The organism is Nonomuraea rubra (assembly GCF_014207985.1).
GTDB classification, from domain to species: Bacteria; Actinomycetota; Actinomycetes; order Streptosporangiales; family Streptosporangiaceae; genus Nonomuraea; species Nonomuraea rubra.
This window is the reverse complement of sequence record NZ_JACHMI010000001.1, coordinates 3,795,918-3,820,276: the sequence shown is the minus strand read 5'-3', so window position 1 is coordinate 3,820,276 and position 24,359 is coordinate 3,795,918. Positions and strand designations below refer to the sequence as shown.

The window sequence follows — 24,359 nt, the reverse complement described above, 5'->3', positions numbered from 1 at the left end:
TCGGGGCGGTGAGCGTGGTGGGGCTCGTGCTGACGGTGCTGATGGTGCTGGTGGCGCCGCTGGCGCAGGTGCTGCTGGTCAACCGGTCGCCGTGGGGCGGGCCCGATCTGGTGGTGCTGGCCGTGGTGTGGCTCGCGCTGGCCAGGGGGCCGGTCTGGGGGTGCGTGGCGGGGCTGGTGGCCGGGCTGGCCGCCGACGTGACGCCGCCCGCCGACGGCACCGTGGGCCGCACCGCGCTGGTGCTGTCGGTGACGGGGCTGCTGGTCGGACGGCTGCGAGACGGCGGGCGGCCGTACGAGGGCGCCTCCGCGGGCAGGCCGCTGCTCGTCGGCGGGCTCGGGGCGGCACTGGGCACGGTGCTGCAGGTGGCGGCGGCGGTGGCGCTCGGGGACGAGCCGTGGCGCTCGGCCCTGGCCGGGCCACCCGCGGCGCCCTCGTCCTGGGCCGCGCTCACCCTGGCCTGGACGGTGGCGCTCGGGGCCGTCGTGGGCGCCCGCGCGGCGCGGCGGCGCTCGTCCGAGAGCACGCCTTCGCCCGTGGGGCCGCGCCGTGTCTAGGGCCAGGCTGCTCGTGTTGCGGCTGGTCGGGGTGGCCATGCTGGTCACGCTGCTCGGCCGGCTGTGGTTCCTCCAGGTGGTCAACGGCGACGCGTACGTGCGGGCCGCGGCCGACGTACGGATCAGGAGCGTGGCGCTGCCGCCCACCCGGGGGCAGATCCTCGACGTGGCCGGCCGGCCCCTGGTCACGAACAACACCCGCCCCGTCGTGACGGTGGACGCCGTGGCGCTGGCGCACCAGCCGGACGGCGGCCGGGCGGTGCTGACCCGGCTGGGCGAGGCGCTGGGTCAGCCATACCGGCAGATCGCCGAGAAGGTGCGGCTGTGCGGGGAGGGGGTGCCGCAGCCGTGCTGGCAGGGCTCGCCGTACGAGCCGATCCCCGTCGCGCGGGACGTGAGCGTGCCGGTGGCGCTGCAGATCAGCGAGCGGCAGCAGGACTTCCCCGGCGTCCGCACGGAGCTGCGCCCGGTCCGCGTGTACCCGCACGGCGCGCAGGCGGCGCACACCCTCGGGTACGTCCAGGGCGCCCAGGGCCGCGACGGCCTCGAGGCCGCCTACGACCGCGAGCTGGCCGGGCGGCCCGGGCGCAGGGACGTGGCCGTGGACAACACGGGCCGGGTCACCAGGACGCTCCGCCAGGACCCGCCCGTGCCCGGGAACACGCTCGTGACCAGCATCGACTCCCGCGTCCAGAGCATCGCCGAGCAGGCGCTCGGCCGGGCGCTGGCCGCCAGCGGCGGCTCGTCGGGCGCGGCCGTGGTCCTGGAGTCGGGCACGGGCCGGGTGGTGGCGCTGGCCGGGCGGCCCGCGTACGACCCGGCGGTCTGGACGGACGGCGTGACGGCCCGCGAGTACGAGGCGCTGCCGCTGCTGTCGCAGGCCCTGCAGGGCGAGTGGGCGCCGGGCTCGACGTGGAAGGTCGCCTCGGTGGCGGCGGCGGCCTCGGCCGGGTACGGGCTCGGCGCCACCTACGACTGCCCGCCCGGCTACACCGTCGGCAACCGGGTGTTCCGCAACTTCGCCAGTGCCGACCTGGGCCTGATGACCATGCACGGGGCGCTGGTGCAGTCGTGCGACACGATCTTCTACCGGCTGGCCGACCAGCTCTGGCAGCGCGGCTCCGACGCGTTGCAGCGGACCGCCCGCGGGTTCGGGTTCGGCCGGGCGACCGGGGTGGACCTGCCGGGCGAGGCGGCGGGGGCGGTGCCCGACGCGGCCTCGAAGAAGGCGTACTGGCGGGCGACCAGGGCGGAGAGCTGCGACCGGGCGCGCAAGGGTTACCCGGAGCTGGCCGACCGGGCGCGGGCCGCGTACCTGACCACCATCGCGCGGGAGAACTGCCGGGGCGGCGGCGTGTGGCGGGGCGGCGACGCGGCGAACCTGTCCATCGGGCAGGGCGGCGTCCTGGTGACGCCGCTGCAGCTGGCGCGGGCGTACGCTGCCGTGGCCAACGGCGGCACCCTGCACAGCCCGCGCGTCGGCATGAAGGTGGTGCGGCCGGACGGGACGACGGTGCGGACGATCACGCCGCCCGTGACGGGACGGCTGCCCGCCTCGGACGGCACGCTGGCCTTCATCCGCCAGGCCCTCGCCCAGGTGCCTCGGACCGGGACGGCGGAGGGCGCGTTCGACGGGTTCCCGTTCGGGAAGATCGCGGTGGCCGGGAAGACGGGGACGGCGGAGTCGTTCGGGCGGCGGGACACCTCCTGGTTCGCCTCGTTCGCGCCCGACCCCGCCTACACGGTGGTCGTGGTGCTGTCGGAGGGCGGCATGGGCGCCGAGGGCGCGGCTCCGGCGGCCCGCGAGATCTGGGAGGGCATCCTCGGGCTCAGGGAGCGGCGATGATCGCGGTTGCCGGGAAGAGACACCTCGTGTGGGCGCCGTCGCTGGGCCCGCCCGACCGGCTGCTGACGCTGCTGGCGCTGGGGCTGTCCGCCGTGGGGCTGCTGCTGGTGTGGTCGGCCACGCGGATGTCGGGCGACCACGCGCTGCTGGTGCGGCAGGCCGTGGCCGTCGGGGGCGGGCTGGTGCTGATGTGGCTGGTGTCGCGGGTGGACCTGCGGGTGCTGCGGGCGTACGTGCCGCTGGCGTACGCGCTGGCCCTGGTGTCGCTGGCCCTGGTGCTGAGCCCGCTGGGCGTACGGGTGAACGGGGCGCACTCGTGGATCGTGGTGGCGCCGGGGGTGCAGTTCCAGCCGTCGGAGTTCGCCAAGGTGGCGCTGGCCTTGGCGTTCGCGGTGCCGCTGGGCGAGCTGCGCGACGGGCAGCGCCGGCCCGGGTTCGGCGGGGTGCTGCTGGCGCTGGCGCTGGCCGCGGTGCCGATCGGGCTCATCGCGTTGCAGCCGGACCTGGGCACGATGCTGGTGTTCGCGGCCATGGTGGCGGGGGCGCTGCTGGTGTCGGGGGCGCCGAAGCGGTGGCTGCTGGTGCTGGTCGCGGGCGCGGCGGCGGCGGGCGCGGCGGCGTGGCAGCTCGGGCTGGTCCGGCCGTACCAGCTCGAACGGCTACTCGTGCTGGTACGGCCGGGAGCCGATCCGGGCGGCATCGGGTACAACGCCGCCCAGGCCCGCATCGCGATCGGCTCGGGCGGCCTGTCCGGCAAGGGCCTGTTCAACGGCGAGCAGACCGCCGGCCACTTCGTGCCCGAGCAGCACACCGACTTCATCTTCACGGTCGCGGGCGAGGAGCTCGGCTTCGCCGGGGCCGCGCTCATCGTGCTGGCCGTGTTCGCGCTGCTGTGGCGCGGATTGTCGATCGCCCGGCAGGCCGGCTCGCCTTACGGGACGGTGCTGGCGGGCGGGCTGGTGTCGTGGATCGGGTTCCAGACGTTCATGAACGTGGGCATGGCCGTGGGGCTCATGCCGATCGTGGGGGTGCCGCTGCCGTTCGTCTCGTACGGCGGCTCCGCCACGGTCGCCGGGCTGGTGGCCGTCGGGCTGCTACAGGCGGTTCACCGGAGCAAGCCCATGCAGGCGTAGCAGGTTCTCGCCGAGGATCTTGCGCTTGGCCTGGTCGGTGAGCTGCGGGTAGCCGTACCCGTCGCACAGGTCCTGCGGGATCGTGAAGTCCCTGAACGCCCTCAGTGCCCACTGCGGATGGAAGATCGGCGCCTCCGAACCATAGATGATCTTGTCTTCGCCGCACCAGAAGAGCAGCTTGCCGATGATCTCGGCGAACATCCTGGGCGCCCTGACGATGAAGTTGATCGTCGCCGCCAGGTCGGCGTACAGGTTGGGGTACCGGATCAACTGCCAGCAGGTCTCGTCCAGGAACGGCAGGCCGACGTGGAAGATGACGAAGTTGATGTCGGGGAAGTTCGCGGCGGCGCCGTCCATGTCCCACGTCTGGGTGTGCTCGATCGGCTGCGGGCCCAGCGGGACGCCCTTGTGCACGCCGATCAGGTTGACGCCCAGGTCCTGCGCCTTCTCGAAGATCGGGAAGGCCACCCTGGGGTCGTCCATGCGCCAGGGGTACGGCGAGCCGTAGTCGTAGCGCACGTTGTACAGCTTGAACGCCCGCGCGTTGTACTCCCCCACCTGCCGCTCCATCAGGTCCAGCGCCCTGCGGCCCTCCAGGGGGTTGACCGAGCCCCAGAAGACGATCCGGTCAGGGTCCCTGGCGGCCAGCTCCGCGCACTCCTGCCACGGCGACAGGCCGTCGTGGTAGAGGTCGGTGAGCGGCAGCGGCATGGCCACCAGCATGTCGGTGTCCGACTCCTCGAACACCATGCGGCGGATGTCGTCGATCGTCCACTGCCGCAGGAACTCCTCGGGCGGCAGCCTGGTCTCGCCCTCCGGGGTGAGCGTGGTGTGGAAGGCGTACAGGTGGTTGGAGAACATCTGGCCTGCCGGGCCGTACGCGTTCTTGGGCTCGAAGTTGAACACGTGGGCCACGCTGTCGAACACGAAGAAGTCGTCGATCACCGTAGTTCCCTCCCGATGTAGGCCGCTTTGTCGGGCACCTGCGCGGGCGCGGGCAGGAAGCGCAGCATCCGGGCGGCCCGCGGCGAGAGCCGGTCCGTCGTCCACACCTCGTCCCACACCACCTCGACCTCCGCCTCGCTGATGCCGGGCTGCTCCTCGATGCGCTCCCGCACCTCGGTCAGCACCCTGGCGGCGAACGGGCACCAGCCCGAGGTCAGCAGCAGCTCCACGCGGGCCCGGCCGTCGTCCACCTCGACCGACCTGACCAGGCCCATCTCCACGACGGAGATGCCCTTCTCCCTGCAGCACGGGTCGTAGACCCCGGACAGCGCCTCACTGGCCCACTGCGGTATCTCCGGCATGACCTCATCGTCGGACGGGTGTGCCTGTCGGGGTAGGCGTCCCGATTTCAAATGGCGAAGATGCTTGATGGATGACCGGCGAACCACCCAGCGATCTGATCCGCAGCGTCTCCCGCGCGCTCCGCGTGCTGGAGGAGGTCTCGCGCGCCGACCGGCCGCTGTCGGTCAAGGTCATCGCCCGCCGCTGCGGCCTGAACCTGTCCACCTCCTACCACCTCGTCCGCACCCTGTGCTACGAGGGGTACCTGCACCGCCGGCCCGACGGCGACTACCTGCTCGGCTCGCAGGTGGCCGAGCGTTTCCACGAGATGCTGGACGCCTTCGAACGGCCGCCGCGCGCCGCCGACGTGCTGCGTCATCTGGCCTCCGTCACCGGCCACACCGCGTACCTGGCGCAGCTGTCCGAGGGGCGGCTGGTCGTGGTGGACGTGGCCGAGGGGCCGCGCTCGCCGTACCTGGAGGATCTGCAGGCGGGGCTGGAGACGGCGCCGCACGCGACCGCGCTGGGCAAGGCGCTGCTGCTCTCGCTCCCGTCCCGCACCCGGCGCGGCGTCCTGACCGGGTACGGCCTGCGCCGCTTCACCTCCTCGACCCCGGTCAGCGTGGAGGACGTCGAGGAGGAGCTGTCGGGGTTACGGCCGGGGCAGGTGGTGGAGGAGCACGGGCAGTTCAGGGAGCAGGTGGCGTGCGCGGGCGCGGTCGTGCCCGGCACGGACTGGGCCATCGGCATCTCGACCCGCGGCCTGTCCATCCCGCAGATCGCCCGCATCCGGCTCGCCCAGGCGGTGCGGGACCTGGGTTAACCCGTTGCCCGCGCCGCCCGGCTCCGGCCAGTCTGGTACGTCATGAACGTGCCCTTCCGGCAGATCCGCGCCCTGTGGACCGAGCGGTCGATCACCGTCTACCAGGCGTACGACGCGGCCATCGCCGCGCCCGCCGTCGCCGCCCAGCGCTTCGTCCCGCCCTTCAAGCGGGAGCGGATGACGTGGATCAAGCCGTCGTTCCTGTGGATGATGTACCGCTGCGGCTACGCGACCAAGCCCGGCCAGGAGCGGGTGCTGGCCGTCGAGCTCAGCCACGAGGGCTTCGCCTGGGCGCTGGCGCACTCCTGCCTCAGCCACGACGACCGGCGGCCGGACTGGGCGCGGCGGGTGCGCCGCAGCCCGGTGCGGATCCAGTGGGATCCCGAGCGCGGGCCGCGGCACGAGGCGCTGGCGTACCGGTCGATCCAGGTCGGGCTGACCGGGGAGGCGGTGCGGCGCTACGTGGAGGAGTGGACGCTGGGGATCAGCGACATCACCGAGCGGGTACGTGAGGTGCGTGCGGCGGTCCGCGGCGGCGCGGACACCGGCGCGCTGCTGCCGGTCGAGCGGCCGTACCCGCTGTCCGATGAGCTGGCGGAGACGATAGGGGCGAGCGTGGGATGAGGGTGATCCTGTTCGGGGCTACCGGCATGATCGGGCGGGGGGTGCTCAGGGAGTGCCTGCTCGACGAGCGGGTCACGGCCGTGCTGGCGGTCGGGCGGGCCTCGACCGGGGTCTCGCACGGGAAGTTGCGCGAGGTCCTGCATGACGATCTGCTCGACCTGGGTCCCGTCGAGGGGGAGCTCGGCGGGTACGACGCGTGTTTCTTCTGCCTGGGCGTCTCGGCGGCGGGGATGCGGGAGCCGGAGTACCGGCGGATCACCTACGAATTCACGCTGTCGGTGGGTGAGACGCTGGCCCGGCTCAGCCCGGGGTCGAGGTTCGTGTACGTGTCCGGCGCCGGGACGAACGCCCAGGGGCGGGCCATGTGGGCCAGGGTGAAGGGGCAGACCGAGAACGCGCTGCTCGCGCTGCCGCTGGAGGCGTACATGTTCCGGGTGGGGTTCGTGCAGCCGATGCACGGGGTGCGGTCCCGTACGCGGCTCTACCAGGCGGCGTACGTGATCACCCGGCCGCTGTTCCCCGTGTTGCGGCGGCTGGTCGGGGGTGGGGTGACGACGACCGAGCAGGTCGGGCGGGCGATGATCGCGGTGGCGGAGCGGGGGGCGGCGAAGCGGATTCTGGGGCCCGCCGACATCAACGCGCTCTGACCTCATGCGGGCTCTGACCTCATGCCGACTCCGACCTCATGCCGACTCCGACCTCATGCCGACTCCGGCCTCACCGGCGTGCTCTCGCCTCGCCAGGGGCCAGCGGGACGGCGAGGAGGGAGGCTGCGGCGGCCAGGGCCCAGACCGCCGCCCAGGAGGCGTGGGTGATGATCAGGGGGATGAGCAGCGGGGTCACGAAGCCCATCGCGAACAGGGTGGTGCCCAGGAGGCCGAGGGCGGTGCCGGCCCTGGACGCGCCCGCCATGGCGGCGATCTCGGTGTAGGCGACGCCGTGCCAGGAGTTGGCCAGGAGGCCGGCGAGGGCCAGGGCGGTGACGGTGAGCGGGGTGGGGGCGTCGGTGAGCACCGCGGCGCCTGCCATGGCGAGGCCGGCCAGGGTGCCGATGGCCCTGATGTGGGTGCGGCGGGTGCCTGTGCGGTCGGTGCGGCGGCCGGTCCAGATGCGGGCCGCGCCGCCGCCCAGCTGGGCGATGACGACGGTGACGCTGGCCAGGGTGGCGTCCTCGCCCTTGACGTCGTGCAGGAAGATCGCGGTGAAGGAGAGGACGGCGAACTGGGGGACGGTGAGCAGGGCGCCCGCCAGGGCCAGCCGCCACACGTCCCAGCGCCTGAGGGGGGACGGGGCCGTCGTGCGCGGGCCCTCGCCGCCAGAGGCACGCGGGACCGATGCGCGCGGGCCGTCGCCGTCCGAGGCCGGCAGGGCCGCCGGTGACGTCGGCGGTTCGTGGAGCCAGCGCCAGGTGGCCGCCGCCGCGGCGAGGCAGCAGGCGGCCGATGCGGCGTAGGCGGTGCCGAAGCCGTAGGAGCCCGCCAGCCATGGCAGCAGCGCCACCCCGATCGCCCCGCCCACCGGGATGGCCGTCTGCCGGATGCTCATCGCGAACCCCCGCTCCCCCTCCCCGAACCAGGTCATGACCGCCCGTCCCGAGGCCCCGTTGACGCTGCCGCCGAGCGCGCCGGCGAGGGCCAGGCAGAGGGCGAGCAGGGCCACGCCCGCGCCGTCCGACGGGGTCACGGCGGCGGCCATCACCGCCAGCAGCGCGCCCGTCGCGGTCAGCCCCGTGAGCAGGACGCGCCGGTCCCCGAAGCGATCCGTCAGCAGCCCCCACACGAGATCGGAGGCCGCCACCCCGAGCCCGAGGCAGGCCAGCACCAGACCGAGCTGCTCCGTGGACAGGTGGTAACCGGCCCGCATCGACACCCCGGTGACGGGAATGCCGGAGAACATCGCCGCGAAGGCCGCCTGCGCCCCGACGCCGACGGCCAGCACGACCCACCGATGCCGGGGCCCGTAGCCGGGCCGATCCCACCCCACGCCGCGGCCTCGCCCTGCGCCCGCCCTCCACCGCGCGCCCGGGCCTCGCCCTGTGCCCGCCGTCGGCCGCTCACCCGGACCTCGCCCTGCGCCCGTCCCGCGCAGCACACCTGGGCCTCGCCCGTCAGGCGAGTCCGTCTCCACCGTCGTCATCAAACCCACCTTCACGCGAAATAACCGGATTTGGCGGTTACTCACCCTGGCAGCCCCGAAAGTAACTTGTCAATGCGGTTACTATCGAGGTCATGGACTTCACCTTCATCAGCGGGAACCTCGGGCTCGACCTGGCCGGCACCCTCGGGCACCGGCGCGGCGAGCGCATCGACCTGCTGGCGACGCCCGCCGACCTGGCCCGCTGGACGGTCGCGGCCGGGCTGCTCGACGTCCGCCCGGCGGTGAGCGAGGGCGACCTGGCGGAGGCGAGGGCGTTGCGGGAGGCGATCTACCGGCTGGCGTCCGCGGCCCGTACCGGAAGTGCCCCGGACCCCGCCGACCGCGAGACGCTCAACGCCGCCGCGCGGCACGCGCCGGCGGGCGTGCTGCTCGGCGAGCGGGGCGTGGAACGCGGCGGCGACCTGCGCGCGGCGCTGTCCAGTACGGCACGGGCGGCGGCCGAGCTGCTGGGCGGCCCGCAGGCCGGGCTGGTCAGGGAGTGCGAGGCGGCTCCGTGCACGCGGCTGTACGTCGACGCCTCGCACCGGCGTACACGCCGCTGGTGCGACATGCGCGGCTGCGGCAACCGGGCCAAGGCGGCGGCCTTCCGCGCCCGGCAGCACGGCTGAACGCAGGGTAGCCTTCCGCGCCCGGCAGCACGGCTGAACGCAGGGCAGCCTTCCGCGCCCGACAGCACGGGCTGAACGCATGGTGGAATATCTGAGGAGGTGCGGACGCTACCGTAGCCGTCAAAGATTCAACAGTCAGGGTTGGTGACTAAAGTGCAGTTCGGTATCTTCAGCGTGGGCGACGTCACCACGGACCCCACCAACGGCAGGACCCCGACCGAGCACGAGCGGATCAAGGCGATGGTGGCGATCGCACTCAAGGCGGAAGAGGTCGGGCTGGACGTCTTCGCGACCGGTGAGCACCACAACCCGCCGTTCGTGCCGTCGTCCCCCACCACGATGCTCGGCTACATCGCGGCGAAGACCGAGCGGCTGCAGCTGTCGACCGCCACGACGTTGATCACGACGAACGACCCGGTGAAGATCGCCGAGGACTTCGCCATGCTGCAGCACCTGGCCGACGGCCGGGTGGACCTCATGCTGGGCCGCGGCAACACCGGGCCGGTGTACCCGTGGTTCGGGCAGGACATCCGTCAGGGCATCCCGCTGGCCATCGAGAACTACGCGCTGCTGCACAAGCTGTGGCGCGAGGACGTCGTGGACTGGGAGGGCCGCTTCCGCACGCCGCTGCAGGGCTTCACCAGCACGCCGCGCCCGCTCGACGGGGTGCCGCCGTTCGTCTGGCACGGCTCGATCCGCAGCCCCGAGATCGCCGAGCAGGCCGCCTACTACGGCGACGGCTTCTTCGCCAACAACATCTTCTGGCCGAAGGAGCACTTCATGCGCCTGATCAGCCTCTACCGGCAGCGGTACGCGCACTACGGCCACGGCACGCCCGAGCAGGCGGTGGTGGGCCTGGGCGGGCAGGTGTTCATGCGCAAGAACTCGCAGGACGCGGTGCGCGAGTTCCGCCCGTACTTCGACGTCGCCCCCGTGTACGGCCACGGGCCGTCGCTGGAGGAGTTCATGGCCGAGACGCCGCTGACCGTGGGCAGCCCGCAGCAGGTCATCGACAGGACGCTGGAGTTCAGGGAGTTCTTCGGCGACTACCAGCGCCAGCTCTTCCTCATGGACCACGCCGGCCTGCCGCTGAAGACCGTGCTGGAGCAGCTCGACCTCCTCGGCGAGGAGGTGGTGCCGGTGCTGCGCAAGGAGTTCGCCAAGGACCGCCCGGCCGAGGTCCCCGGCGCGCCCACCCACGCCTCCCTGCTCGCGGCCAGGAACGCCGAGAGCGCCAAGGACGCCGAGAACGCCGAGAACGTAGAGGCGCCCGAAGCCCCTGTCGGCGCCTGAAGCCGACCTCGACCCCCCGAAGGAGAACCATGAAGCTCGTCGTCGTCTCGGCGGGGCTGACGCAGCCCTCCTCCACCCGACTGCTGGCCGACCGCCTGACCGAGGCGGTGGCGCAGCGGGCGGAGGTGGAGGTCCGCGTGGTCGAGCTGCGCGACCTGGCCGTGGACATCGCGAACAACTTCGTCACCGGCTTCCCGAACACCCGCCTGCGCGAGGTGGTCGAGGCCGTGACACAGGCGGACGGTCTCGTCGTCGTCACGCCGATCTTCAGCGGCTCGTACAGCGGCCTGTTCAAGTCGTTCTTCGACGTGATCGACAACGGCGCGCTGGCCGGCAAGCCCGTGCTGATCGCGGCCACCGGGGGCACGCCCCGGCACTCGCTGGCCCTGGAGCACGCGCTGCGGCCGCTGTTCGCGTACCTGCGCGCGGTGGTCGTCCCGACCGCCGTGTACGCGGCCGCGGAGGACTGGGGCTCCGCCGGATCGCACGGCCGGGACCCGTTCACCGACGGCCTCGGCGAGCGCATCGCCCGCGCCGCGCAGGAGCTGGCCGACCTGCTGTCGCACCGGGCTCCCCGGGAGCCTGAAGAGGAGGCCGTGGTGCCGTTCGAGCAGCAGCTCGCGGCGCTGCGGCCCGTGGAGTAGCCCTTGAGCGCCCCGGAATCCGGGACGCTCGAAGCGGGCGTCAGGGCTTGATGGCGACCACGTCGTAGGTGGTGTCGGGGGTCGGGGTGGTGGTGAAGCGGGCGTTGGGCAGGTAGAGGCGGTGGCCGTAGGCGGCGACGGTCGTCGGGACGTCGAACCTGTCGTCGGTCAGCCGCCTGATGAGCTTGCCGGAGGCGCCGTCGCGGGCCAGACCGATCGCGGCGACCGCGTTCAGGCGGTTCTGGACGGCGTACAGGGTGCGGCCGGCCAGGAGCAGGCCGTCGCCGTTGACCAGCGTCTCGCCGCCCAGGTCCACCTCGGTGGTGACGCCGGAGGACGGGTTCACCTCGAACAGCTTGCCGGTGTTGGACTGGACGATCAGCAGCGACCTGCCGTCGGGGCTGGGGGCGATGCCGTTGGCGTTGTTGCCGGTCGTGTACTGGATCGCGCCGCTGAGCGGGATCGGGACGGCCTCGTCCGGCAGCGCGCCGCCCCGGCCGAGGTCCAGCTTGTAGAGCACGGGGTTGGCCGAGTCGGTGTAGTACGCGGCGCCGCGGAAGAGGATCACGTCGTTGACGAACGACGTGCCGGTGGCGAGCTGGTACGACTTGACGACCGCCCCGGTACGCAGGTCGATCACCCGGGCGTTCCCTGCGTTGCCCCCGGCCACGAACAGCCGTCCGCGCCCGTCGGTCTTGAGCCCGAGCGACTGCGTGCCAGGCCCCTTGCTGATCACGCCTCCCTTCCCGGTACGCAGGTCGGCCCGGTAGATGTCACCGGTCGCGCGTGAGCCGAAGTAGGCGTAGTGGCCCCCGATCGCGATGCCCTCCGGCTGGAACCCGTTGGGCAGCGGGAACGTGTCGGGCTTCGCCGCCGCCTGCGCCGGCACTCCGCCGAGCAGGACGACGATCAAGGCACTGCCGAGTGCGGTCTTCAGGATCGCGGATCTCATGCGGCCCACGATGCCCAAGCGACCGGCCGCGGCAAAGACCCATGGGTGGCTTCACAGGGACCTTTCAGCAACGGTCGGGAAGCTCCGCCTTCCTGATCACGAAATGGAAAACCCGTTGTGGCCGCTCAGCGGCCGTCACTACCTTGGCCCGAATGCGGAGGCCCCCTTTATCCCTGATGACCGTCTTGTCCCTGGTGACCGTCTCGCTGGCCGCGTCGGCCTGCACGGCGCCCCGGCCCGCGCCGCCCGCACCCGTGGCCACGTCGGCCGGTCCCGCCGGTCCGGCGAGCCCGGCCGCGAGCCCCGCCCAGGCCGAGCGGCGGCCGGCGGTCGACCTGAGCGCGTACGAGCAGGGCCGGTCGCGGCCCGTCGCCGACCCCGTCTACCCGGCCTACGGCAACCCGTCGATCGACGTGCTCCACTACGACCTGGCGCTGGACTGGAAGCCGGGCACCCGCACGCTGACCGGCACGGCGAAGCTCACGGTGCGCGCTGCCAGGCCCATCAGCCGGGTCAAGCTGGACTTCGGGCGCGCGCTCAACGTGGACGAGGTCACGGTGGACGGCACGCGGGTCAGGGCGACCCGCAAGTACGACGACCTGACGATCCCGCTGGCCGAGCCGCTGGAGGCCGACGAGGGCACGGTCGTGACCGTGCGCTACCACGGCAGGCCGAAGCCCGTGGACTCCAAGCAGCGGCGCAAGGACATCTCCATGCTCGGCTTCCGGATCGGGAGCGGGGGCAGGGCGTGGGCGCTGCAGGAGCCGTTCGGGGCGTTCACCTGGTTCCCGGTCAACGACCACCCGTCGGACGAGGCACTCTACGACGTGGCGATCACCGTGCCGAAGGGCTGGTCGGGGGTCGCGCACGGCACGTACAGGGGGAAGACCACCGAGGGCAAGGCCAGCACGTTCCGGTGGGAGTCGACCGACCCCGTGGCCAGTTACCTGACGGTGTTCGCGGCCGACAAGTTCAGGATGTTCAGGGACAAGGGGCCGCGCGGGATCCCGATCACGTACTGGATCCGGCCGCAGGACGTGGCCGAGCAGCTGCCGGTGGCGCGGCGGATGCCGTCGATCATGCGGTGGCTGGAGAAGAAGCTCGGGCCCTACCCGTTCCCGAGCGCCGGGCTGGTGGCCACCAGCGACTCCGGCATGGAGACGCAGCAGATGATCGCGCTCGGGCCGCGCTACATGGAGCCGTCGGTGGTGGCGCACGAGCTGGCGCACCACTGGTTCGGCGACACGGTCACGCCGCGCACCTGGCGCGACATGTGGCTGAACGAGGGCTTCGCCATGTACTTCGAGATGCAGTGGTACGCCGACCACGAGGACGGCACGATCGACGAGTTCATCGGCAACATCCGGGCCTACGATGCCGAGCTGCGCAGGGAGAACGGACCTCCGGGCGACTACCGGCGCGACGCGTTCGGCCAGAGCAACGTCTACTACAGCCCCGCGATCATGCTGCACGAGATCAGGGAGCGGCTCGGCGACCGGAAGTTCTGGGCGATGACCAGGGCCTGGCCCCAGGAGCACCGCAACACCACCCAGGACAGGGCCGCGTTCGTGAAGTGGATCAACGAGCACACCGGGCGGAACTTCACGAAACTCATCAACACGTGGCTGGACTCGAAGACCACTCCACGCTGACGTACCCCAGAGAGTAGGTTGGGACAGAGCCAAACAAACGGGGTTAGTCATGTCAAACGGTGCCCGTCACGCTCTGGGAGTGGTCGCGGGACTGCTCCTCCCGCCCCTCGTCGCCGCCGGCCTGTGGTACGGCGTCGGCGACCTCACCCTGCAGGCGCAGCAGTCCTTCCGGATCTCCTGGATCGCGGTCGGCGTGCTCGCCGCGACGGCGATCGTCCTGGCGTTCCTGGCCGGATCGCGCCTGTCGCCCGTGGCCTCGCTGCTCGGCGGCCTGGCCTTCACCGCCATCGGGGTCATGCCTTTCGTGGAGATGGTCTCCGGGGTGCGGCTGCTGCCCACGGACCTGCTGCCCGCGGTGTTCAGGAACGGCTTCACCACCTCGGCCTACTCGGGGTTGCTGATCGTGGTCGGCGTGACGCTGCTGGTGGCCTCGCTGTTCCCGTCCCGCTGGCGGGGCCCGGCACGCGACCTGGCCGAGCCCGACGAGTACGAGTCGTCGTGGGGCTCGGCGTCGCCGCAGTCGCCGTACCTGCCGCCGCGCAGCGGCTCCGAGGACGCCACACGGCCGATGTACCGCGAGTGAGCCACGCGTGGCCTGGCAGAATGCGGCCATGCGCGACTTGAAGATCGTCGACTTCCTCGACCAGCTCGCCGACCGGGTGCCCGCGCCCGGGGGCGGCGCCACGGCGGCCCTGCACGCGGCACAGGCCGCCGCGCTGCTCGGCATGGTGGCCCGCTACACCACCGGCGAGAAGTACGCCGGCCACGCCGAGACCGTCGTGGCCGTGATCGCCGAGACCGACACCCTGCGGGCGCGGTCGCTGCGGCTGGCAGAGGAGGACGCGGCGGCCTTCACCGCGGTCGCCGACGCCTACCGGCTGCCCAAGGGCGAGGAGCGCAGCGCCGCCATCGCCAGGGCGCTGAAGGGCGCGGCAGAGCCGCCCGCGAGGGTCATCGAGGCCGCCACGCGCGTGATCGAGCTGTGCGAGCTGCTGCTGCCGATCGGCAACCGCAACGTCGTCACCGACGTGGCCGCCGCCGCCGAGGCGGCCCGCGCCGCCCTCACCACGGCCAGGGTGAACGTCGAGATCAACCTGCGCGGCATCAAGGACGAGCGGGTACGCGAGGAGCTGAACATCCGCGTCTCCGGCGTGGAGGCGGCCGTCGCCAGGGCAGACTGGGTCACCGCCGAGGTACGCGAGGAGATCTCTTGAAGACGCTGACCGGCAAGGACCTGGCCGCCGCGATCAGGGCCCAGACGCAGGCCGAGGCCGCCGCGGGCGTGCAGCCGAGGCTGGCCGTGGTCGTGGCCACCGCCGACGAGGCCAGCCTGTGGTACGTCCGCTCGATCGCCAAGGCGGCGGCAGGCGCCGGCATCGCCTGCGACGTGGTGGACCTGGGCCCCGGCGCCGCCCCCGACCAGATCGCCGAGACGCTGGCCAGGCTGTCGGCCGACCCGCAGGTCCACGGCCTCATGCTGCAGACCCCGCTGCCTCCCGGCGCCTCGGCGCAGGAGCTGGCCGCGGCCATCGACCCGCGCAAGGACGTCGACGGCGCCAACCCGCTCTCGCTCGGCCGGCTGGCGGCCGGGCTGCCCGCGTTCCCGCCCGCCACGGCGGCGGCCGTGCTGGCGCTGCTCGACCACCACGAGGTGGAGCTGGCCGGGCGGCGGGCCGTGGTGGTCGGCCGCTCGACGGTGGTGGGCAAGCCGCTGGCACACCTGCTGCTCGACCGGCACGCCACGGTCACCGTCTGCCACTCCCGCACCCGCGACCTGGCGGCCGTCACCTCGCAGGCCGAGGTGCTGGTCGCGGCCGCCGGGCGGGCCGGGCTGATCGGGGCCGCGCACGTGGCGGCGGGCGCGGTGGTGATCGACGTGGGCACCAACCCGACCGACGACGGCGGGCTGACCGGCGACGTCGACTTCGAGGCCGTCTCGGGGGTGGCGGGCGCGCTCACCCCGGTGCCGGGCGGCGTCGGCCCTGTCACCACCGCCCTTCTGCTCCGCCACACCGCCAGGGCGGCGAACCTGCCGTGACCCGTTCCGCCCGGCCGGCCCGGCCGGTGATCGCGTGACCCGCTGGGTCTGCCCCGAGTGCGACCGGGAGTTCGCCCGCGCCCGGCAGTCGCACGTGTGCGTGCCGGGCTGCACGGTGGAGGAGACGTTCGCGCCGCACCCGCCGGTCTACCGGGAGATCTACGACCGGCTGGTCGGCGGGCTCGGCCCGGTCCACGAGGACGCGGTGCGGGTCGGGGTGTTCCTCAAGAGCGAGCGCAAGTTCGCCGAGATCCGCCCGAAGGCCCGCAGCCTGTCACTGGCGCTGGTGCTCCCCCGGCGGGCCGAGCACGCGCTGGTCTCCAGGACGCTGCCCATGCCGGACGGCCACGTCTGGCACTTCTTCAAGCTCACCCGCGTCGAGGACGTGGACCAGCACCTGCTCGATCTCATGGAGGAGGCCTACGATGGCTGACGTCCTCGTCGTCCAGAACAGCACGAGCGGCGGCCCCGGCCGCCTGGCCGGCTGGCTGGAGGAGGCCGGCCTCACGCTCGACGTCGTGCCCGCCCACGCCGGTGCGCCGCTGCCGGATCGCCTCGGCCACGACGCCATGATCATGCTCGGCGGCGGCTACCTGCCCGGCGAGGACGACCGGGCCCCGTGGCTGCGTGACGCGCGGCGGCTGATGGGGCAGGCGCTGGCCGGCGGGGTGCCGGTGTTCGGCATCTGCCTGGGCGGGCAGATGCTCGCGCAGGTGGCCGGCGGTGAGGTGCGCGGCGACGCGGGCGCGCCGGAGAACGGCAGCCTGCCGGTCACGATCAGGCCCGAGGCGGCCACCGATCCGCTCTTCCACGGCCTGCCGCCGGTGGTGCCCGCGATCGAGCACCACAAGGACGCCGTCGTCCGCCTGCCCGGCGGGGCCGTGCACCTGGCGGAGACCGCGAGCTGCCCGTACCAGGCGTTCCGGGTGGGCGAGCGGGCGTGGGGCGTGCAGTTCCATCCGGAGGTACTGCCCGCGCGGATCCGGGAGTGGCGGGTGGAGGGGTTCGATCCCGACGAGGTGTACGCGCGGGCGGTGGCGGACGAGCCGGTCTCCACGCCGATCTGGCGCACGGTGACCGGCCGCTTCGCCGCCCTCGTCGCCGCTCAGGCGACCGCCCGCGCCAGCGGCGCCGCCTGAGCGGTCAGGCGTTTCGAACGGCCAGGCATTCCGGGCGGCCAGGCATTCCGAGCGGCCAGGCGTTCGGGGGCGGTCAGGCGTTCTGGACGGCCGCCGCGCTCTGGAGGCCGAGCAGCTCGATCGAGCGTTCCCGCATCTCCACCTTCCTGATCTTGCCGGTCACCGTGAGCGGGAACTCCTCGACCACGCGCACGTACCGGGGGATCTTGAAGTGCGCCAGCCGCCCGGCGCAGTACTCCCGGACCCGCTCGGCCGTCAGCGGCTCCGTGTCCGGCCGCATGATCACCCAGGCCATGACCTCCTCGCCGTACCGCTCGTCGGGCACCCCGATGACCTGGACGTCGGCGATGTCCGGATGCCCGTACAGGAACTCCTCGATCTCGCGCGGATAGACGTTCTCGCCACCCCTGATGATCATGTCCTTGATCCGGCCGACCACGTTCACGTAGCCGTCGTCGTCCATGGTCGCCAGGTCCCCGGTACGCATCCACCGCGCCGCGTCGATGGCCTCGGCCGTCTTCTCCGGCTCGTCCCAGTAGCCGAGCATGACCGAGTAGCCCCGCGTGCACAGCTCGCCCGGCTCGCCCCTGGGCACGGTAAGCCGGGTCTCCGGGTGCACGATCTTCACCTCGACGTGCGGCATCACCCGGCCGACCGTCTCGGTCCTGCGGGCCAGGTCGTCGTCGGACCTGGTCATCGTGGACACGGGTGAGGTCTCGGTCATGCCGTAGCAGATGGCGACCTCGCGCATGTTCATCTCGCCGACGACCCGCTTCATCACCTCCACCGGGCAGGGCGAGCCGGCCATGATGCCCGTGCGCAGGGACGACAGGTCGAACTTCGCGGCCAGTGCCAGCTCGGCGATGAACATCGTCGGCACCCCGTACAGGGACGTGCACCGCTCCTCCTCCACCGCGCGCAGCGTGGCCTCGGGGTCGAAGCCCGGCGACGGGATGACGATGCAGGAGCCGTGGGAGGTGGCGCCCAGGTTGCCCATGACCATGCCGAAGCAGTGGTAGAAGGGCACCGGCAGGCACACCCGGTCCCGTTCGGTGTAGTGGATCAGCTCGCCGACGAAGAAGCCGTTGTTGAGGATGTTGTGGTGCGACAGCGTCGCACCCTTGGGGAAGCCGGTGGTGCCGGAGGTGTACTGGATGTTGATCGGGTCGTCGCAGGCCAGCTCCGTCTTGCGGGCCGCCAGCGCCGCCGGGTCCGCCTTGACGGCGGTCAGGGCGTCCCAGCTCGGATCGTCCAGGTAGACGACGTCCGTGAAGCCGATCTCCCCGACCATGGCCCGGTAGTCGCTGCCCTTGTGCGCCAGGGCGCTGATCAGCAGCCGCATGCCCGACTGCTCGACCACGTACCGCAGCTCGTGGGTGCGGTAGGCCGGATTGACATTGACGAGGATCGCGCCGATCTTGGCGGTGGCGTACTGGACGATCACCCACTCGGCCCTGTTGGGCGCCCAGATGCCCACCCTGTCGCCCTTCGCGACACCCCTGGCCAGCAGGGACCTCGCCAGGTCGTCCACGTCGGCGTTGAGCTGCGTGTAGGTCCACCTGCGGCCCGCGGGAACGTCCACGAGGGCTTCCCGGTCGCCGAAGCGGGCCACGGTTCGTTCGAGGTTCGCGCCGATGGTCTCGCCGAGAAGCGGGGTGTCGGCGGTGGCGCTGGAGTACGACAGCATGACCACAGTGTCAGTCGGCTTCCGGCGTACGCACCAGACCCCGGCTGCGACGCGCCGCGAACGCGAGCGCCACGAGCGCCGCGCCCGCGGCCACCACGGCCCGCCGCTGCCAGGTGACCCGCCGCTCCACCTGCGAGTACGGGGTCGTCGAGAACGACACCAGCTCGTAGCGCGAGACGTAGCCGGGCAGCACCCGCTCCAGCGCGTGCTCCAGCCGCTTGCCCGCCAGGAACAGCCGGGAGCCGACCTTGTCGCGCATCTCCACGAAGTTGTCCAGCGCCAGCCTGGCGATCACGTCGGTGTCGGCCTTGCGCCGCTCGAACAGCTCCAGCGCCCTCGGGAAGTCGTCGCCCGCCTCGTCCAGGCAGCGGTCCAGCTCGACGCAGTCCTCGAAGCCGCAGTTGGCGCCCTGCCCGTAGAAGGGCACGATGGCGTGCGCGGCGTCGCCGACCAGCCCGACCACGGCGTTCCCGACCCCCGCGTGCCACGGCGAGCAGCGCATCGTGACCAGGTGGCCGACCGGGTTCCCCTGGTAGTCGGGGACCAGGCCGGGCATCAGCCCGAACGCGTCGGGATAGTGCTCGGCGAAGTACGCCCTGATCCGCTGCGGCGTGTCGAGGGCGGCGAGCGTGTCGTGCGGCCAGAACAGGGTGCAGGTGAACGAGCGGTCCGGGTTCGGCAGGGCGATCATCATGGACCGGCCGCGCGGCCAGATGTGCAGCGCGCCCGGATCCATGACGAACTCGCCGTTCCTGGCCGGGATCGTCAGCTCCTTGTAGCCGTAGTCCAGGTACTCCTGGCTGAAGCTCACGCCGGGGAGCTGCTGCAGCCTGGCCCGCACCGCGCTGTACGCCCCGTCCGCGCCGATCACCACCCCGGCGTCCACCTCCTCGCCCGACTCGAACCGCAGCCGCCCCGTACGCTCGTCCAGCCCGGTCAGCCGGCACCCGAACCGCACCTCCACGCCCGGCTGCGCGGTCGCCGCCTCCAGGAGCTCCCGGTTGAGGTCGGCGCGGCCGATGGAGTTGATCGCGTGCGACCGGTCGGCGCTGTACGGCTGGAAGGTGAGGGCGCCGTCGGGGGCGTGCATCATCCGGCCCGCCATGGGCAGCGCCGCGTGCAGGACCTTGCCGTCGAGGCCGAGGCGGCGCAGGGCGTCGATGCCGCGCTGGGAGATGGCCAGGTTGATCGACCTGCCGCGGTCGGGGCCGCGGTCCCTCGGGTCGGGGCGGCGTTCGTACAGGGTGACGTGGTGGCCTCGGCGGGCCAGGTAACAGGCGAGCAGGCAGCCGACCAGCCCGGCGCCGACGATCGTGACCTCCATCTCTTCTTCGTACGGCGGTGGGCCGGGGTTGTCTAGGCGAACGCGGCGGTGATGGCCTGGGCCGTGGCCTGCCAGATCGGGGTGCCGGGGGTGATGACGTCCTGGTGGTCGCCGGGCAGCTCCAGGTACGTCACGTCGTCGCCTGCCCGGCGGGCGGCGGCGGTGTAGCGGCGGGAGAAGTCGACCAGGTTCACGTCGTCGGCCCTGCCCTGGACGACGAGCTGGGGGACGCCCAGGGGGAGGCGGTGCAGGGGGGAGGAGGCGTACAGCTCGCCGCCGGGCAGCTCCTCGGCGGGGTCACCGCCCGCCGCACCGGACCCGCCGTCCCGCGCGCCGGGTCTGGCGTCCCGCGTGCCGGGTTTGGCGTCCCGCGTGCCGGAGTAGGCGTCGCCCAGGACGGCGGCGACCGCGCCGTGGCTGAGCCAGCGGCGGTCCGCCTCGACCAGGTCCAGGACGCCCGCCAGCGACACCGCCAGGGCCACGCGCGCCCCGTCGGCCACGGCGCGCAGGGCGAGCTGGGCACCCGCCGAGTGCCCGGCCACCGCGACCCGATCCAGGTCGAGCACCGGCCCCCGCACAGCCCCCTGGCCGGACGCGCCGGCCGCTCCCGGCACGGTGGCCGCTTCCTGCCCGCGGGCGGATCCCGACGCGCGGGCGGATCCCGACGCGCGGGCGGATCCCGACGCGCGGGCGGATCCCGACGCGTGAGCGGACCCCGACGCGTGAGCGGACCCCGACGCGTGAGCGGATCCCGACGCGCGGGCGGGGCTGGCGTCGGGGCGGGCAGGCCGGCCCGCCGCGGTGACCGGTCCGGGCGCCGGGGCGGGGCCGATCCGTTCGAGGGCGGACAGGCCGGCGGCGATGTCTTGCCTGGTCGCGGCCCAGCCGTGCAGGTCCGGGCGCCGGTACTCCAGGTTCCAGACGGCGAAGCCGCGCCCTGCCAGGTCCGCGCAGAGCGCCTCCATGAGGTCGGCGGCCCAGATCGACCGCCAGTACCCGCCGTGGATCAGCGCCACGACCGGCACCTCACCCTGGCTCTCGGGAAGGTACAGGTCACCCCACTGCTCCGGGGACGGCCCGTAGGCGATCCGCCGCACGTCCGGATGGCGGGCCCGATGTACGGCGTGCCGGATCCCCCACGCCAGCCCCGCGATCCCGCGACCGTGGATGTGCCGGGCACCCTCGACCCGGTCGAGGTCCACCGGCACCACCACCCCGGTCCCGGGCGGCTGCGTGATCATGGCCGAGGCCTCCTCACCCGGCGCGGGCACGACGACGACCACGGCCTCCTCGCGCATCAGGGACCTCAGGTGCGCGGCGTCCCGGGCCCGGACGATCCTCCCCCGCACCCCCAGCACGGCGAACTCGCGGCGGGCGATCTCGCCGAGCAGCCCGGCGTCCACCGCCACCCCGGGACCGACGATCACCAGGACATCGCACATGGGGATACCTTAGGCCGGGTGCACGTGAAGCAGCTTCACCCCTGGCCCACCAGTGTCGCCGAGGCGGAGTCCGTCCAGGACCGGCTCCGCGGGCAGGTCGAGCTGACAGGGCCGGACACGTTCGCGCTGGTGGCCGGGCTGGACGTGCACTATCACGGCGACGACGAGCTGACGGCCGCGGTGGTGGTGCTGGACGCGGGCACGCTGGAGCCGGTGGAGGAGGTGGTGGCGCACGGGGAGGCGGCCTTCCCGTACGTGCCGGGCCTGTTCGCCTTCCGCGAGCTGCCCGCGCTGGTGGCGGCGCTCGAACGGCTCACGGTGACGCCCGACCTGCTGGTCTGCGACGGGTACGGGCTGGCGCACCCGCGCGGCTTCGGCCTGGCCTGCCACCTGGGCGTGCTGACCGGGCTGCCCGCGCTGGGGGTGGGCAAGACGCCGTTCGTCGGCACGCACGAGCCGCCCGGCCCGGAGCGGGGGGCTTGGACGCCGATCGTCCACGACGGCGCCACGGTCGGCCGCGCCCTGCGCACCCAGCGGGAGATCAAGCCCGTGTACGTCTCTCAGGGGCACCGCATCACGCTGGACGCCGCCACGGACCAGGTCCTGCGCCTGACCCCGCGCTACCGCCTCCCCGAGCCCATCCGCCGCGCCGACCACCTCGCCCGCCACCCATCCTGACCGACCGGCCGCCTGTCCGAGGCCCACGCAGCCACCCGCCCTGACCGACCCGCCGCCCGCCCGCCCTGACCGGCCCGCCACTCGTCCAGGCCGACCGCCACTCGTCCAGGCCGACCGCCGCTCGTCCTCACCGCCCCCTCACACCGGTCGAATCCGGTCAGGCCGGTTGATGGGCGCCCGAGGAGTCCAGGGGCGGGAGCACGGCCTGGGCGTCGGCGCCGCCGAACCACAGCCCGATCATGAACGCCGCCGTCGCCTCCAGCAGCACCGCCCGCCCCAGCCCACCCCCGTCCACGGGAGTGCACCCCAGATCGGCGACGAGCGTACGGACGGCCGCCAGCGCATCGGGGTCGTCACCGCACAGCGGCACCGCCAGCGGCCTGCCGTCGAAGACCGGCGGCGTCATCCGCCACACGTCCACGTGGCACAGGTTGAACGCCTTCACCACGTGACCACCGGTGACGTCCCCGATCAGCCGGGCGAGCGAGCGCGTGACGTCGAACTCCTGAGGGTTGGCGTTGGTCACGTCGACGAGCGCCTTCCCACGCAGCACAGCCCCGGCCGCCTGGAGCGTACCGAGCAGCCCGGCCTCCCTGACCGCGACCACCACGACCTCCCCGAACCCGCCCGCCTCCGCGAAGCTCCCGGCCCGCACCTCCGCACCCGCCGCAGCGGTCATCCGGGCCGCCCGCGCCGCGCTCCGGCCCGGGTCCCGCCCGCTCACCATCACCTCGTGACCCGCCCGGGCCCAATGCGTGCCCAGCGCGTCCGCCATGCCGCCCGCGCCCAGGATCCCGATCCTCATGTCCGTCCTCCGTCGTAGAAGGGCTTACTGGAACACGTGGACTCTAGAAGTCCCGACACACACCATCCGGTGCCTAACGGAGGCCCCCGTTGTTCCTTGCCGACTGCCAGGCCAGACTCGCCTTCGACCTGATGGCCAACACCTGGAACGCGGTCGTCGTCTGGTCGCTGCGCCACGGCCCGCGCCGCCCGGGGCGGCTGCGCGAGGAGATCGGCGGCATCAGCGTCAAGGTGCTGACCGAGACGCTGCGCCGCCTGGAGTTCAACGGCCTGGTCGCGCGCCGTGCCTACGCCGAGGCGCCGCCCAGGGTCGAGTACGAGCTGACCGACCTGGGCCGCTCGCTGCTGGGCCCGATCGAGGCGTTCGGCGAGTGGGCATTCCACCACGCGGACGAGGTCATGGCCGCCCAGGACCGATACGAGCCCGCGCCGTGACTGTCAAGCGCATGCAACACTTTACTTAAACCGAGTGTTACCGAATCACTACCCTGGGTAGCTAGTCGAGGGTTGTTCATTACCGTTACCCAGGAGGTTCCATGCTCTTCACTCCCCGCAGGGTCGCCGGCGCCGCCGTCATCGCGTGCGGCCTGACCGTGCTCGCCGCGCCCGCATCGTACGCCGTCGTCGACCCGATGATGGTCACCGAGTGCCTCACCGGTTCCGTCGGCGAGGTGACCCATCTCGTCGATCCGACCGCTCCCGGCGTGCCGGCGGAGGTGCCCGGGGTGAACTGCCTGGCGCCCTGACCGCCGGGAAGAGGCCACCGGCGTAGGACCACCCCTCGACGACCGGAACCACCGGTGCGGGCGGCGCGATCACCGCGCCGCCCGGTCCCCGCAATCGAAGAGCAGCAGCAAGGAGTTCCGTTGAAGGTCCGAGTCCTGGCAGCCATCGCCGCGCTGGCGCTGGCCGGCGGCGCGCCACCACTCCATCTCGACAGTCTCGGCTCGGGCGGTCCCCCGCTCGTCAACGTCGAGACCATGGTCCAGCACGTGAACCTTCTGACGTCGTAGTGCGACTCGCGCAGCTGTCCGTGGCCGACTCGCCGGCCGGGCCACGGACGATGCTGGGGCGCGTCGGCTACATCATGTTCCTCAGCCGCTGGATCCAGGTGCCGCTGTATCTGGGGCTGATCGTCGCTCAGGTCGTGTACGTGTGGCGGTTCCTGGCGGAGCTGGTGCACCTGGCACACCTCGGCTTCGGCGGGCATCCGCCGGAGACCACCGTCATGCTGATCGTCCTCGGCCTCGTCGACGTCGTGATGATCTCCAACCTGCTCATCATGGTCATCATCGGCGGCTACGAGACGTTCGTCTCGCGGCTGCGCATCGAGGGCCATCCCGACCAGCCGCAGTGGCTTTCCCACGTGAACGCGAACGTGCTGAAGGTCAAGCTGGCCATGGCGATCATCGGCATCTCCTCCATCCACCTGCTCCAGATCTTCATCAACGCGGCCAGGCCCACCATCACCGACAGAGAGCTGATATGGAAAACCCTGATTCACCTGACCTTCGTCGTCTCGGCGCTGGCGCTTGCCGCGATCGATCGCATCATGGAGGGTGGCCGCCCGCAGCACGGCACGGGCGGTGCGGAGCGGCCGGGGCAGCTGCAGCCGGAGCGGATGGCCGCCTAGCTGGGCGGCCCGGCGCGCGGCGGTGCCACGGGCGGAGG

General features: G+C 72.7%; 28 protein-coding genes. 20 read left to right on the top strand and 8 right to left on the bottom strand.

What is annotated here, in order from left to right:
• Nucleotides 1-8 precede the first annotated feature (8 nt).
• From HD593_RS17480 to rodA, 3 genes are read left to right on the top strand one after another with little or no spacing between them, the layout of a single operon-like run.
• Complete coding sequence (locus tag HD593_RS17480) at nucleotides 9-557, top strand: rod shape-determining protein MreD (protein ID WP_185103160.1); 549 nt, start codon at nucleotides 9-11, stop codon at nucleotides 555-557.
• The gene (gene mrdA / locus HD593_RS17475) at nucleotides 550-2,403 is read left to right on the top strand and encodes a penicillin-binding protein 2 (protein ID WP_312903516.1); all 1,854 of its coding nucleotides are present in this window, start codon (nucleotides 550-552) and stop codon (nucleotides 2,401-2,403) included. The genes HD593_RS17480 and mrdA overlap by 8 nt, the downstream gene beginning before the upstream one ends.
• The gene (gene rodA, locus HD593_RS17470) at nucleotides 2,400-3,536 is read left to right on the top strand and encodes a rod shape-determining protein RodA (RefSeq protein ID WP_185103159.1); all 1,137 of its coding nucleotides are present in this window, start codon (nucleotides 2,400-2,402) and stop codon (nucleotides 3,534-3,536) included. The genes mrdA and rodA overlap by 4 nt, the downstream gene beginning before the upstream one ends.
• Here rodA and HD593_RS17465 read toward each other — a convergent pair.
• Together HD593_RS17465 and HD593_RS17460 are read right to left on the bottom strand one after the other, a co-directional pair.
• Nucleotides 3,498-4,481: an amidohydrolase family protein gene (locus tag HD593_RS17465; RefSeq protein WP_185103158.1), complete on the bottom strand. Its 984-nt coding sequence runs from the start codon at nucleotides 4,479-4,481 to the stop codon at nucleotides 3,498-3,500. The genes rodA and HD593_RS17465 overlap by 39 nt on opposite strands.
• A complete protein-coding gene (locus tag HD593_RS17460; RefSeq protein WP_185103157.1) occupies nucleotides 4,478-4,843 on the bottom strand; it encodes a metal-sulfur cluster assembly factor in 366 nt (121 codons plus the stop codon). Before HD593_RS17460 ends, HD593_RS17465 begins: the two co-directional genes overlap by 4 nt.
• Before the next feature lie 71 nt (nucleotides 4,844-4,914).
• Here HD593_RS17460 and HD593_RS17455 point away from each other — a divergent pair, with 71 nt between their 5' ends.
• The 3 genes from HD593_RS17455 to HD593_RS17445 are packed head-to-tail and all read left to right on the top strand — an operon-like array spanning nucleotide 4,915 to nucleotide 6,917.
• Nucleotides 4,915-5,646, top strand: coding sequence for an IclR family transcriptional regulator (locus tag HD593_RS17455; protein ID WP_185103156.1), 732 nt, complete (start codon nucleotides 4,915-4,917; stop codon nucleotides 5,644-5,646).
• Nucleotides 5,647-5,688: 42 nt separating this feature from the next.
• Complete coding sequence (locus HD593_RS17450; RefSeq protein WP_185103155.1) at nucleotides 5,689-6,270, top strand: DUF4291 domain-containing protein; 582 nt, start codon at nucleotides 5,689-5,691, stop codon at nucleotides 6,268-6,270.
• Nucleotides 6,267-6,917, top strand: a complete 651-nt coding sequence (locus HD593_RS17445) for an NAD-dependent epimerase/dehydratase family protein (protein ID WP_185103154.1) — start codon at nucleotides 6,267-6,269, stop codon at nucleotides 6,915-6,917. Before HD593_RS17450 ends, HD593_RS17445 begins: the two co-directional genes overlap by 4 nt.
• Before the next feature lie 70 nt (nucleotides 6,918-6,987).
• Here HD593_RS17445 and HD593_RS17440 read toward each other — a convergent pair whose 3' ends face one another.
• Nucleotides 6,988-8,253, bottom strand: a complete 1,266-nt coding sequence (locus HD593_RS17440) for an MFS transporter (RefSeq protein WP_221524806.1) — start codon at nucleotides 8,251-8,253, stop codon at nucleotides 6,988-6,990.
• Between the two features lie 245 nt (nucleotides 8,254-8,498).
• Here HD593_RS17440 and HD593_RS17435 point away from each other — a divergent pair, with 245 nt between their 5' ends.
• The 3 genes from HD593_RS17435 (at nucleotide 8,499) to HD593_RS17425 (ending at nucleotide 10,972) form a co-directional block, all read left to right on the top strand.
• Complete coding sequence (locus HD593_RS17435) at nucleotides 8,499-9,035, top strand: CGNR zinc finger domain-containing protein (protein WP_185103152.1); 537 nt, start codon at nucleotides 8,499-8,501, stop codon at nucleotides 9,033-9,035.
• Between the two features lie 153 nt (nucleotides 9,036-9,188).
• Nucleotides 9,189-10,328 carry an LLM class flavin-dependent oxidoreductase gene (locus tag HD593_RS17430; protein WP_185103151.1) on the top strand — a complete coding sequence of 380 codons (1,140 nt, stop codon included), beginning with the start codon at nucleotides 9,189-9,191 and terminating at the stop codon, nucleotides 10,326-10,328.
• A 29-nt stretch (nucleotides 10,329-10,357) separates the two neighbouring features.
• Nucleotides 10,358-10,972 (top strand): FMN reductase, encoded by a 615-nt coding sequence (locus HD593_RS17425; protein ID WP_185103150.1) that lies wholly within the window; start codon nucleotides 10,358-10,360, stop codon nucleotides 10,970-10,972.
• Nucleotides 10,973-11,012: 40 nt separating this feature from the next.
• Here the strand turns inward: HD593_RS17425 and HD593_RS17420 are convergent, their stop codons facing one another.
• Nucleotides 11,013-11,924: an NHL repeat-containing protein gene (locus HD593_RS17420; protein ID WP_185103149.1), complete on the bottom strand. Its 912-nt coding sequence runs from the start codon at nucleotides 11,922-11,924 to the stop codon at nucleotides 11,013-11,015.
• 176 nt (nucleotides 11,925-12,100) lie between these two features.
• On the opposite strand from HD593_RS17420, the gene HD593_RS17415 reads away from it, so the two are divergent.
• From HD593_RS17415 to HD593_RS17390, 6 genes are all read left to right on the top strand, one after another.
• Complete coding sequence (locus tag HD593_RS17415) at nucleotides 12,101-13,576, top strand: M1 family metallopeptidase (RefSeq protein WP_221524804.1); 1,476 nt, start codon at nucleotides 12,101-12,103, stop codon at nucleotides 13,574-13,576.
• Nucleotides 13,577-13,655: 79 nt separating this feature from the next.
• Entirely contained in the window at nucleotides 13,656-14,159 is a 504-nt protein-coding gene (locus tag HD593_RS17410) for a hypothetical protein (protein WP_185103147.1), read from the top strand.
• Nucleotides 14,160-14,187: 28 nt separating this feature from the next.
• Nucleotides 14,188-14,790 (top strand): cyclodeaminase/cyclohydrolase family protein, encoded by a 603-nt coding sequence (locus tag HD593_RS17405; protein WP_185103146.1) that lies wholly within the window; start codon nucleotides 14,188-14,190, stop codon nucleotides 14,788-14,790.
• The gene (locus HD593_RS17400) at nucleotides 14,787-15,614 is read left to right on the top strand and encodes a bifunctional 5,10-methylenetetrahydrofolate dehydrogenase/5,10-methenyltetrahydrofolate cyclohydrolase (protein ID WP_221524803.1); all 828 of its coding nucleotides are present in this window, start codon (nucleotides 14,787-14,789) and stop codon (nucleotides 15,612-15,614) included. The genes HD593_RS17405 and HD593_RS17400 overlap by 4 nt, the downstream gene beginning before the upstream one ends.
• A gap of 34 nt (nucleotides 15,615-15,648) precedes the next feature.
• Complete coding sequence (locus tag HD593_RS17395; RefSeq protein WP_185103145.1) at nucleotides 15,649-16,047, top strand: DUF5655 domain-containing protein; 399 nt, start codon at nucleotides 15,649-15,651, stop codon at nucleotides 16,045-16,047.
• Nucleotides 16,040-16,753: a type 1 glutamine amidotransferase gene (locus HD593_RS17390; RefSeq protein WP_185103144.1), complete on the top strand. Its 714-nt coding sequence runs from the start codon at nucleotides 16,040-16,042 to the stop codon at nucleotides 16,751-16,753. The genes HD593_RS17395 and HD593_RS17390 overlap by 8 nt, the downstream gene beginning before the upstream one ends.
• Nucleotides 16,754-16,826: 73 nt before the next feature.
• Here HD593_RS17390 and HD593_RS17385 read toward each other — a convergent pair whose 3' ends face one another.
• Genes HD593_RS17385 through HD593_RS17375 form a run of 3 tightly spaced genes read right to left on the bottom strand, consistent with a single transcriptional unit; the run spans nucleotide 16,827 to nucleotide 21,206 of the window.
• On the bottom strand, nucleotides 16,827-18,440 hold the full coding sequence (locus HD593_RS17385; RefSeq protein WP_185103143.1) for an AMP-binding protein: 1,614 nt from the start codon (nucleotides 18,438-18,440) through the stop codon (nucleotides 16,827-16,829).
• 10 nt (nucleotides 18,441-18,450) lie between these two features.
• Nucleotides 18,451-19,839, bottom strand: a complete 1,389-nt coding sequence (locus tag HD593_RS17380; protein ID WP_246547960.1) for an FAD-dependent oxidoreductase — start codon at nucleotides 19,837-19,839, stop codon at nucleotides 18,451-18,453.
• Nucleotides 19,797-21,206, bottom strand: a complete 1,410-nt coding sequence (locus tag HD593_RS17375; RefSeq protein WP_185103141.1) for an alpha/beta hydrolase family protein — start codon at nucleotides 21,204-21,206, stop codon at nucleotides 19,797-19,799. The genes HD593_RS17380 and HD593_RS17375 overlap by 43 nt, the downstream gene beginning before the upstream one ends.
• Nucleotides 21,207-21,224: 18 nt before the next feature.
• On the opposite strand from HD593_RS17375, the gene HD593_RS17370 reads away from it, so the two are divergent.
• Nucleotides 21,225-21,884 (top strand): endonuclease V, encoded by a 660-nt coding sequence (locus HD593_RS17370; RefSeq protein ID WP_185103140.1) that lies wholly within the window; start codon nucleotides 21,225-21,227, stop codon nucleotides 21,882-21,884.
• Nucleotides 21,885-22,041: 157 nt separating this feature from the next.
• Here the strand turns inward: HD593_RS17370 and HD593_RS17365 are convergent, their stop codons facing one another.
• A complete protein-coding gene (locus HD593_RS17365; protein WP_185103139.1) occupies nucleotides 22,042-22,689 on the bottom strand; it encodes an NADPH-dependent F420 reductase in 648 nt (215 codons plus the stop codon).
• 89 nt (nucleotides 22,690-22,778) lie between these two features.
• Between HD593_RS17365 and HD593_RS17360 the strand changes: the two genes are divergently transcribed.
• The 4 genes from HD593_RS17360 (at nucleotide 22,779) to HD593_RS17345 (ending at nucleotide 24,321) form a co-directional block, all read left to right on the top strand.
• A complete protein-coding gene (locus HD593_RS17360) occupies nucleotides 22,779-23,123 on the top strand; it encodes a winged helix-turn-helix transcriptional regulator (protein WP_246546583.1) in 345 nt (114 codons plus the stop codon).
• 101 nt (nucleotides 23,124-23,224) lie between these two features.
• A complete protein-coding gene (locus HD593_RS17355) occupies nucleotides 23,225-23,434 on the top strand; it encodes a hypothetical protein (protein WP_185112768.1) in 210 nt (69 codons plus the stop codon).
• A gap of 120 nt (nucleotides 23,435-23,554) precedes the next feature.
• A complete protein-coding gene (locus HD593_RS17350) occupies nucleotides 23,555-23,701 on the top strand; it encodes a hypothetical protein (protein WP_185103138.1) in 147 nt (48 codons plus the stop codon).
• Entirely contained in the window at nucleotides 23,701-24,321 is a 621-nt protein-coding gene (locus HD593_RS17345; RefSeq protein WP_312903515.1) for a TIGR00645 family protein, read from the top strand. The genes HD593_RS17350 and HD593_RS17345 overlap by 1 nt, the downstream gene beginning before the upstream one ends.
• Nucleotides 24,322-24,359: the final 38 nt, after the last annotated feature.

What these genes read in the sequence shown, in the direction of transcription:
- HD593_RS17425 (WP_185103150.1), top strand. Translation starts at nt 10,358, where the DNA reads ATGAAGCTCGTCGTCGTCTCGGCGGGGCTGACGCAGCCCTCCTCCACC.
- HD593_RS17390 (WP_185103144.1), top strand. Translation starts at nt 16,040, where the DNA reads ATGGCTGACGTCCTCGTCGTCCAGAACAGCACGAGCGGCGGCCCCGGC.
- HD593_RS17385 (WP_185103143.1), bottom strand. Translation starts at nt 18,440, where the DNA reads ATGCTGTCGTACTCCAGCGCCACCGCCGACACCCCGCTTCTCGGCGAG.
- HD593_RS17415 (WP_221524804.1), top strand. Translation starts at nt 12,101, where the DNA reads ATGACCGTCTTGTCCCTGGTGACCGTCTCGCTGGCCGCGTCGGCCTGC.
- HD593_RS17420 (WP_185103149.1), bottom strand. Translation starts at nt 11,924, where the DNA reads ATGAGATCCGCGATCCTGAAGACCGCACTCGGCAGTGCCTTGATCGTC.
- HD593_RS17455 (WP_185103156.1), top strand. Translation starts at nt 4,915, where the DNA reads ATGACCGGCGAACCACCCAGCGATCTGATCCGCAGCGTCTCCCGCGCG.
- HD593_RS17450 (WP_185103155.1), top strand. Translation starts at nt 5,689, where the DNA reads ATGAACGTGCCCTTCCGGCAGATCCGCGCCCTGTGGACCGAGCGGTCG.
- HD593_RS17365 (WP_185103139.1), bottom strand. Translation starts at nt 22,689, where the DNA reads ATGAGGATCGGGATCCTGGGCGCGGGCGGCATGGCGGACGCGCTGGGC.
- HD593_RS17375 (WP_185103141.1), bottom strand. Translation starts at nt 21,206, where the DNA reads ATGTGCGATGTCCTGGTGATCGTCGGTCCCGGGGTGGCGGTGGACGCC.
- HD593_RS17355 (WP_185112768.1), top strand. Translation starts at nt 23,225, where the DNA reads ATGCTCTTCACTCCCCGCAGGGTCGCCGGCGCCGCCGTCATCGCGTGC.
- HD593_RS17460 (WP_185103157.1), bottom strand. Translation starts at nt 4,843, where the DNA reads ATGCCGGAGATACCGCAGTGGGCCAGTGAGGCGCTGTCCGGGGTCTAC.
- HD593_RS17435 (WP_185103152.1), top strand. Translation starts at nt 8,499, where the DNA reads ATGGACTTCACCTTCATCAGCGGGAACCTCGGGCTCGACCTGGCCGGC.
- HD593_RS17445 (WP_185103154.1), top strand. Translation starts at nt 6,267, where the DNA reads ATGAGGGTGATCCTGTTCGGGGCTACCGGCATGATCGGGCGGGGGGTG.
- rodA (WP_185103159.1), top strand. Translation starts at nt 2,400, where the DNA reads ATGATCGCGGTTGCCGGGAAGAGACACCTCGTGTGGGCGCCGTCGCTG.
- HD593_RS17405 (WP_185103146.1), top strand. Translation starts at nt 14,188, where the DNA reads ATGCGCGACTTGAAGATCGTCGACTTCCTCGACCAGCTCGCCGACCGG.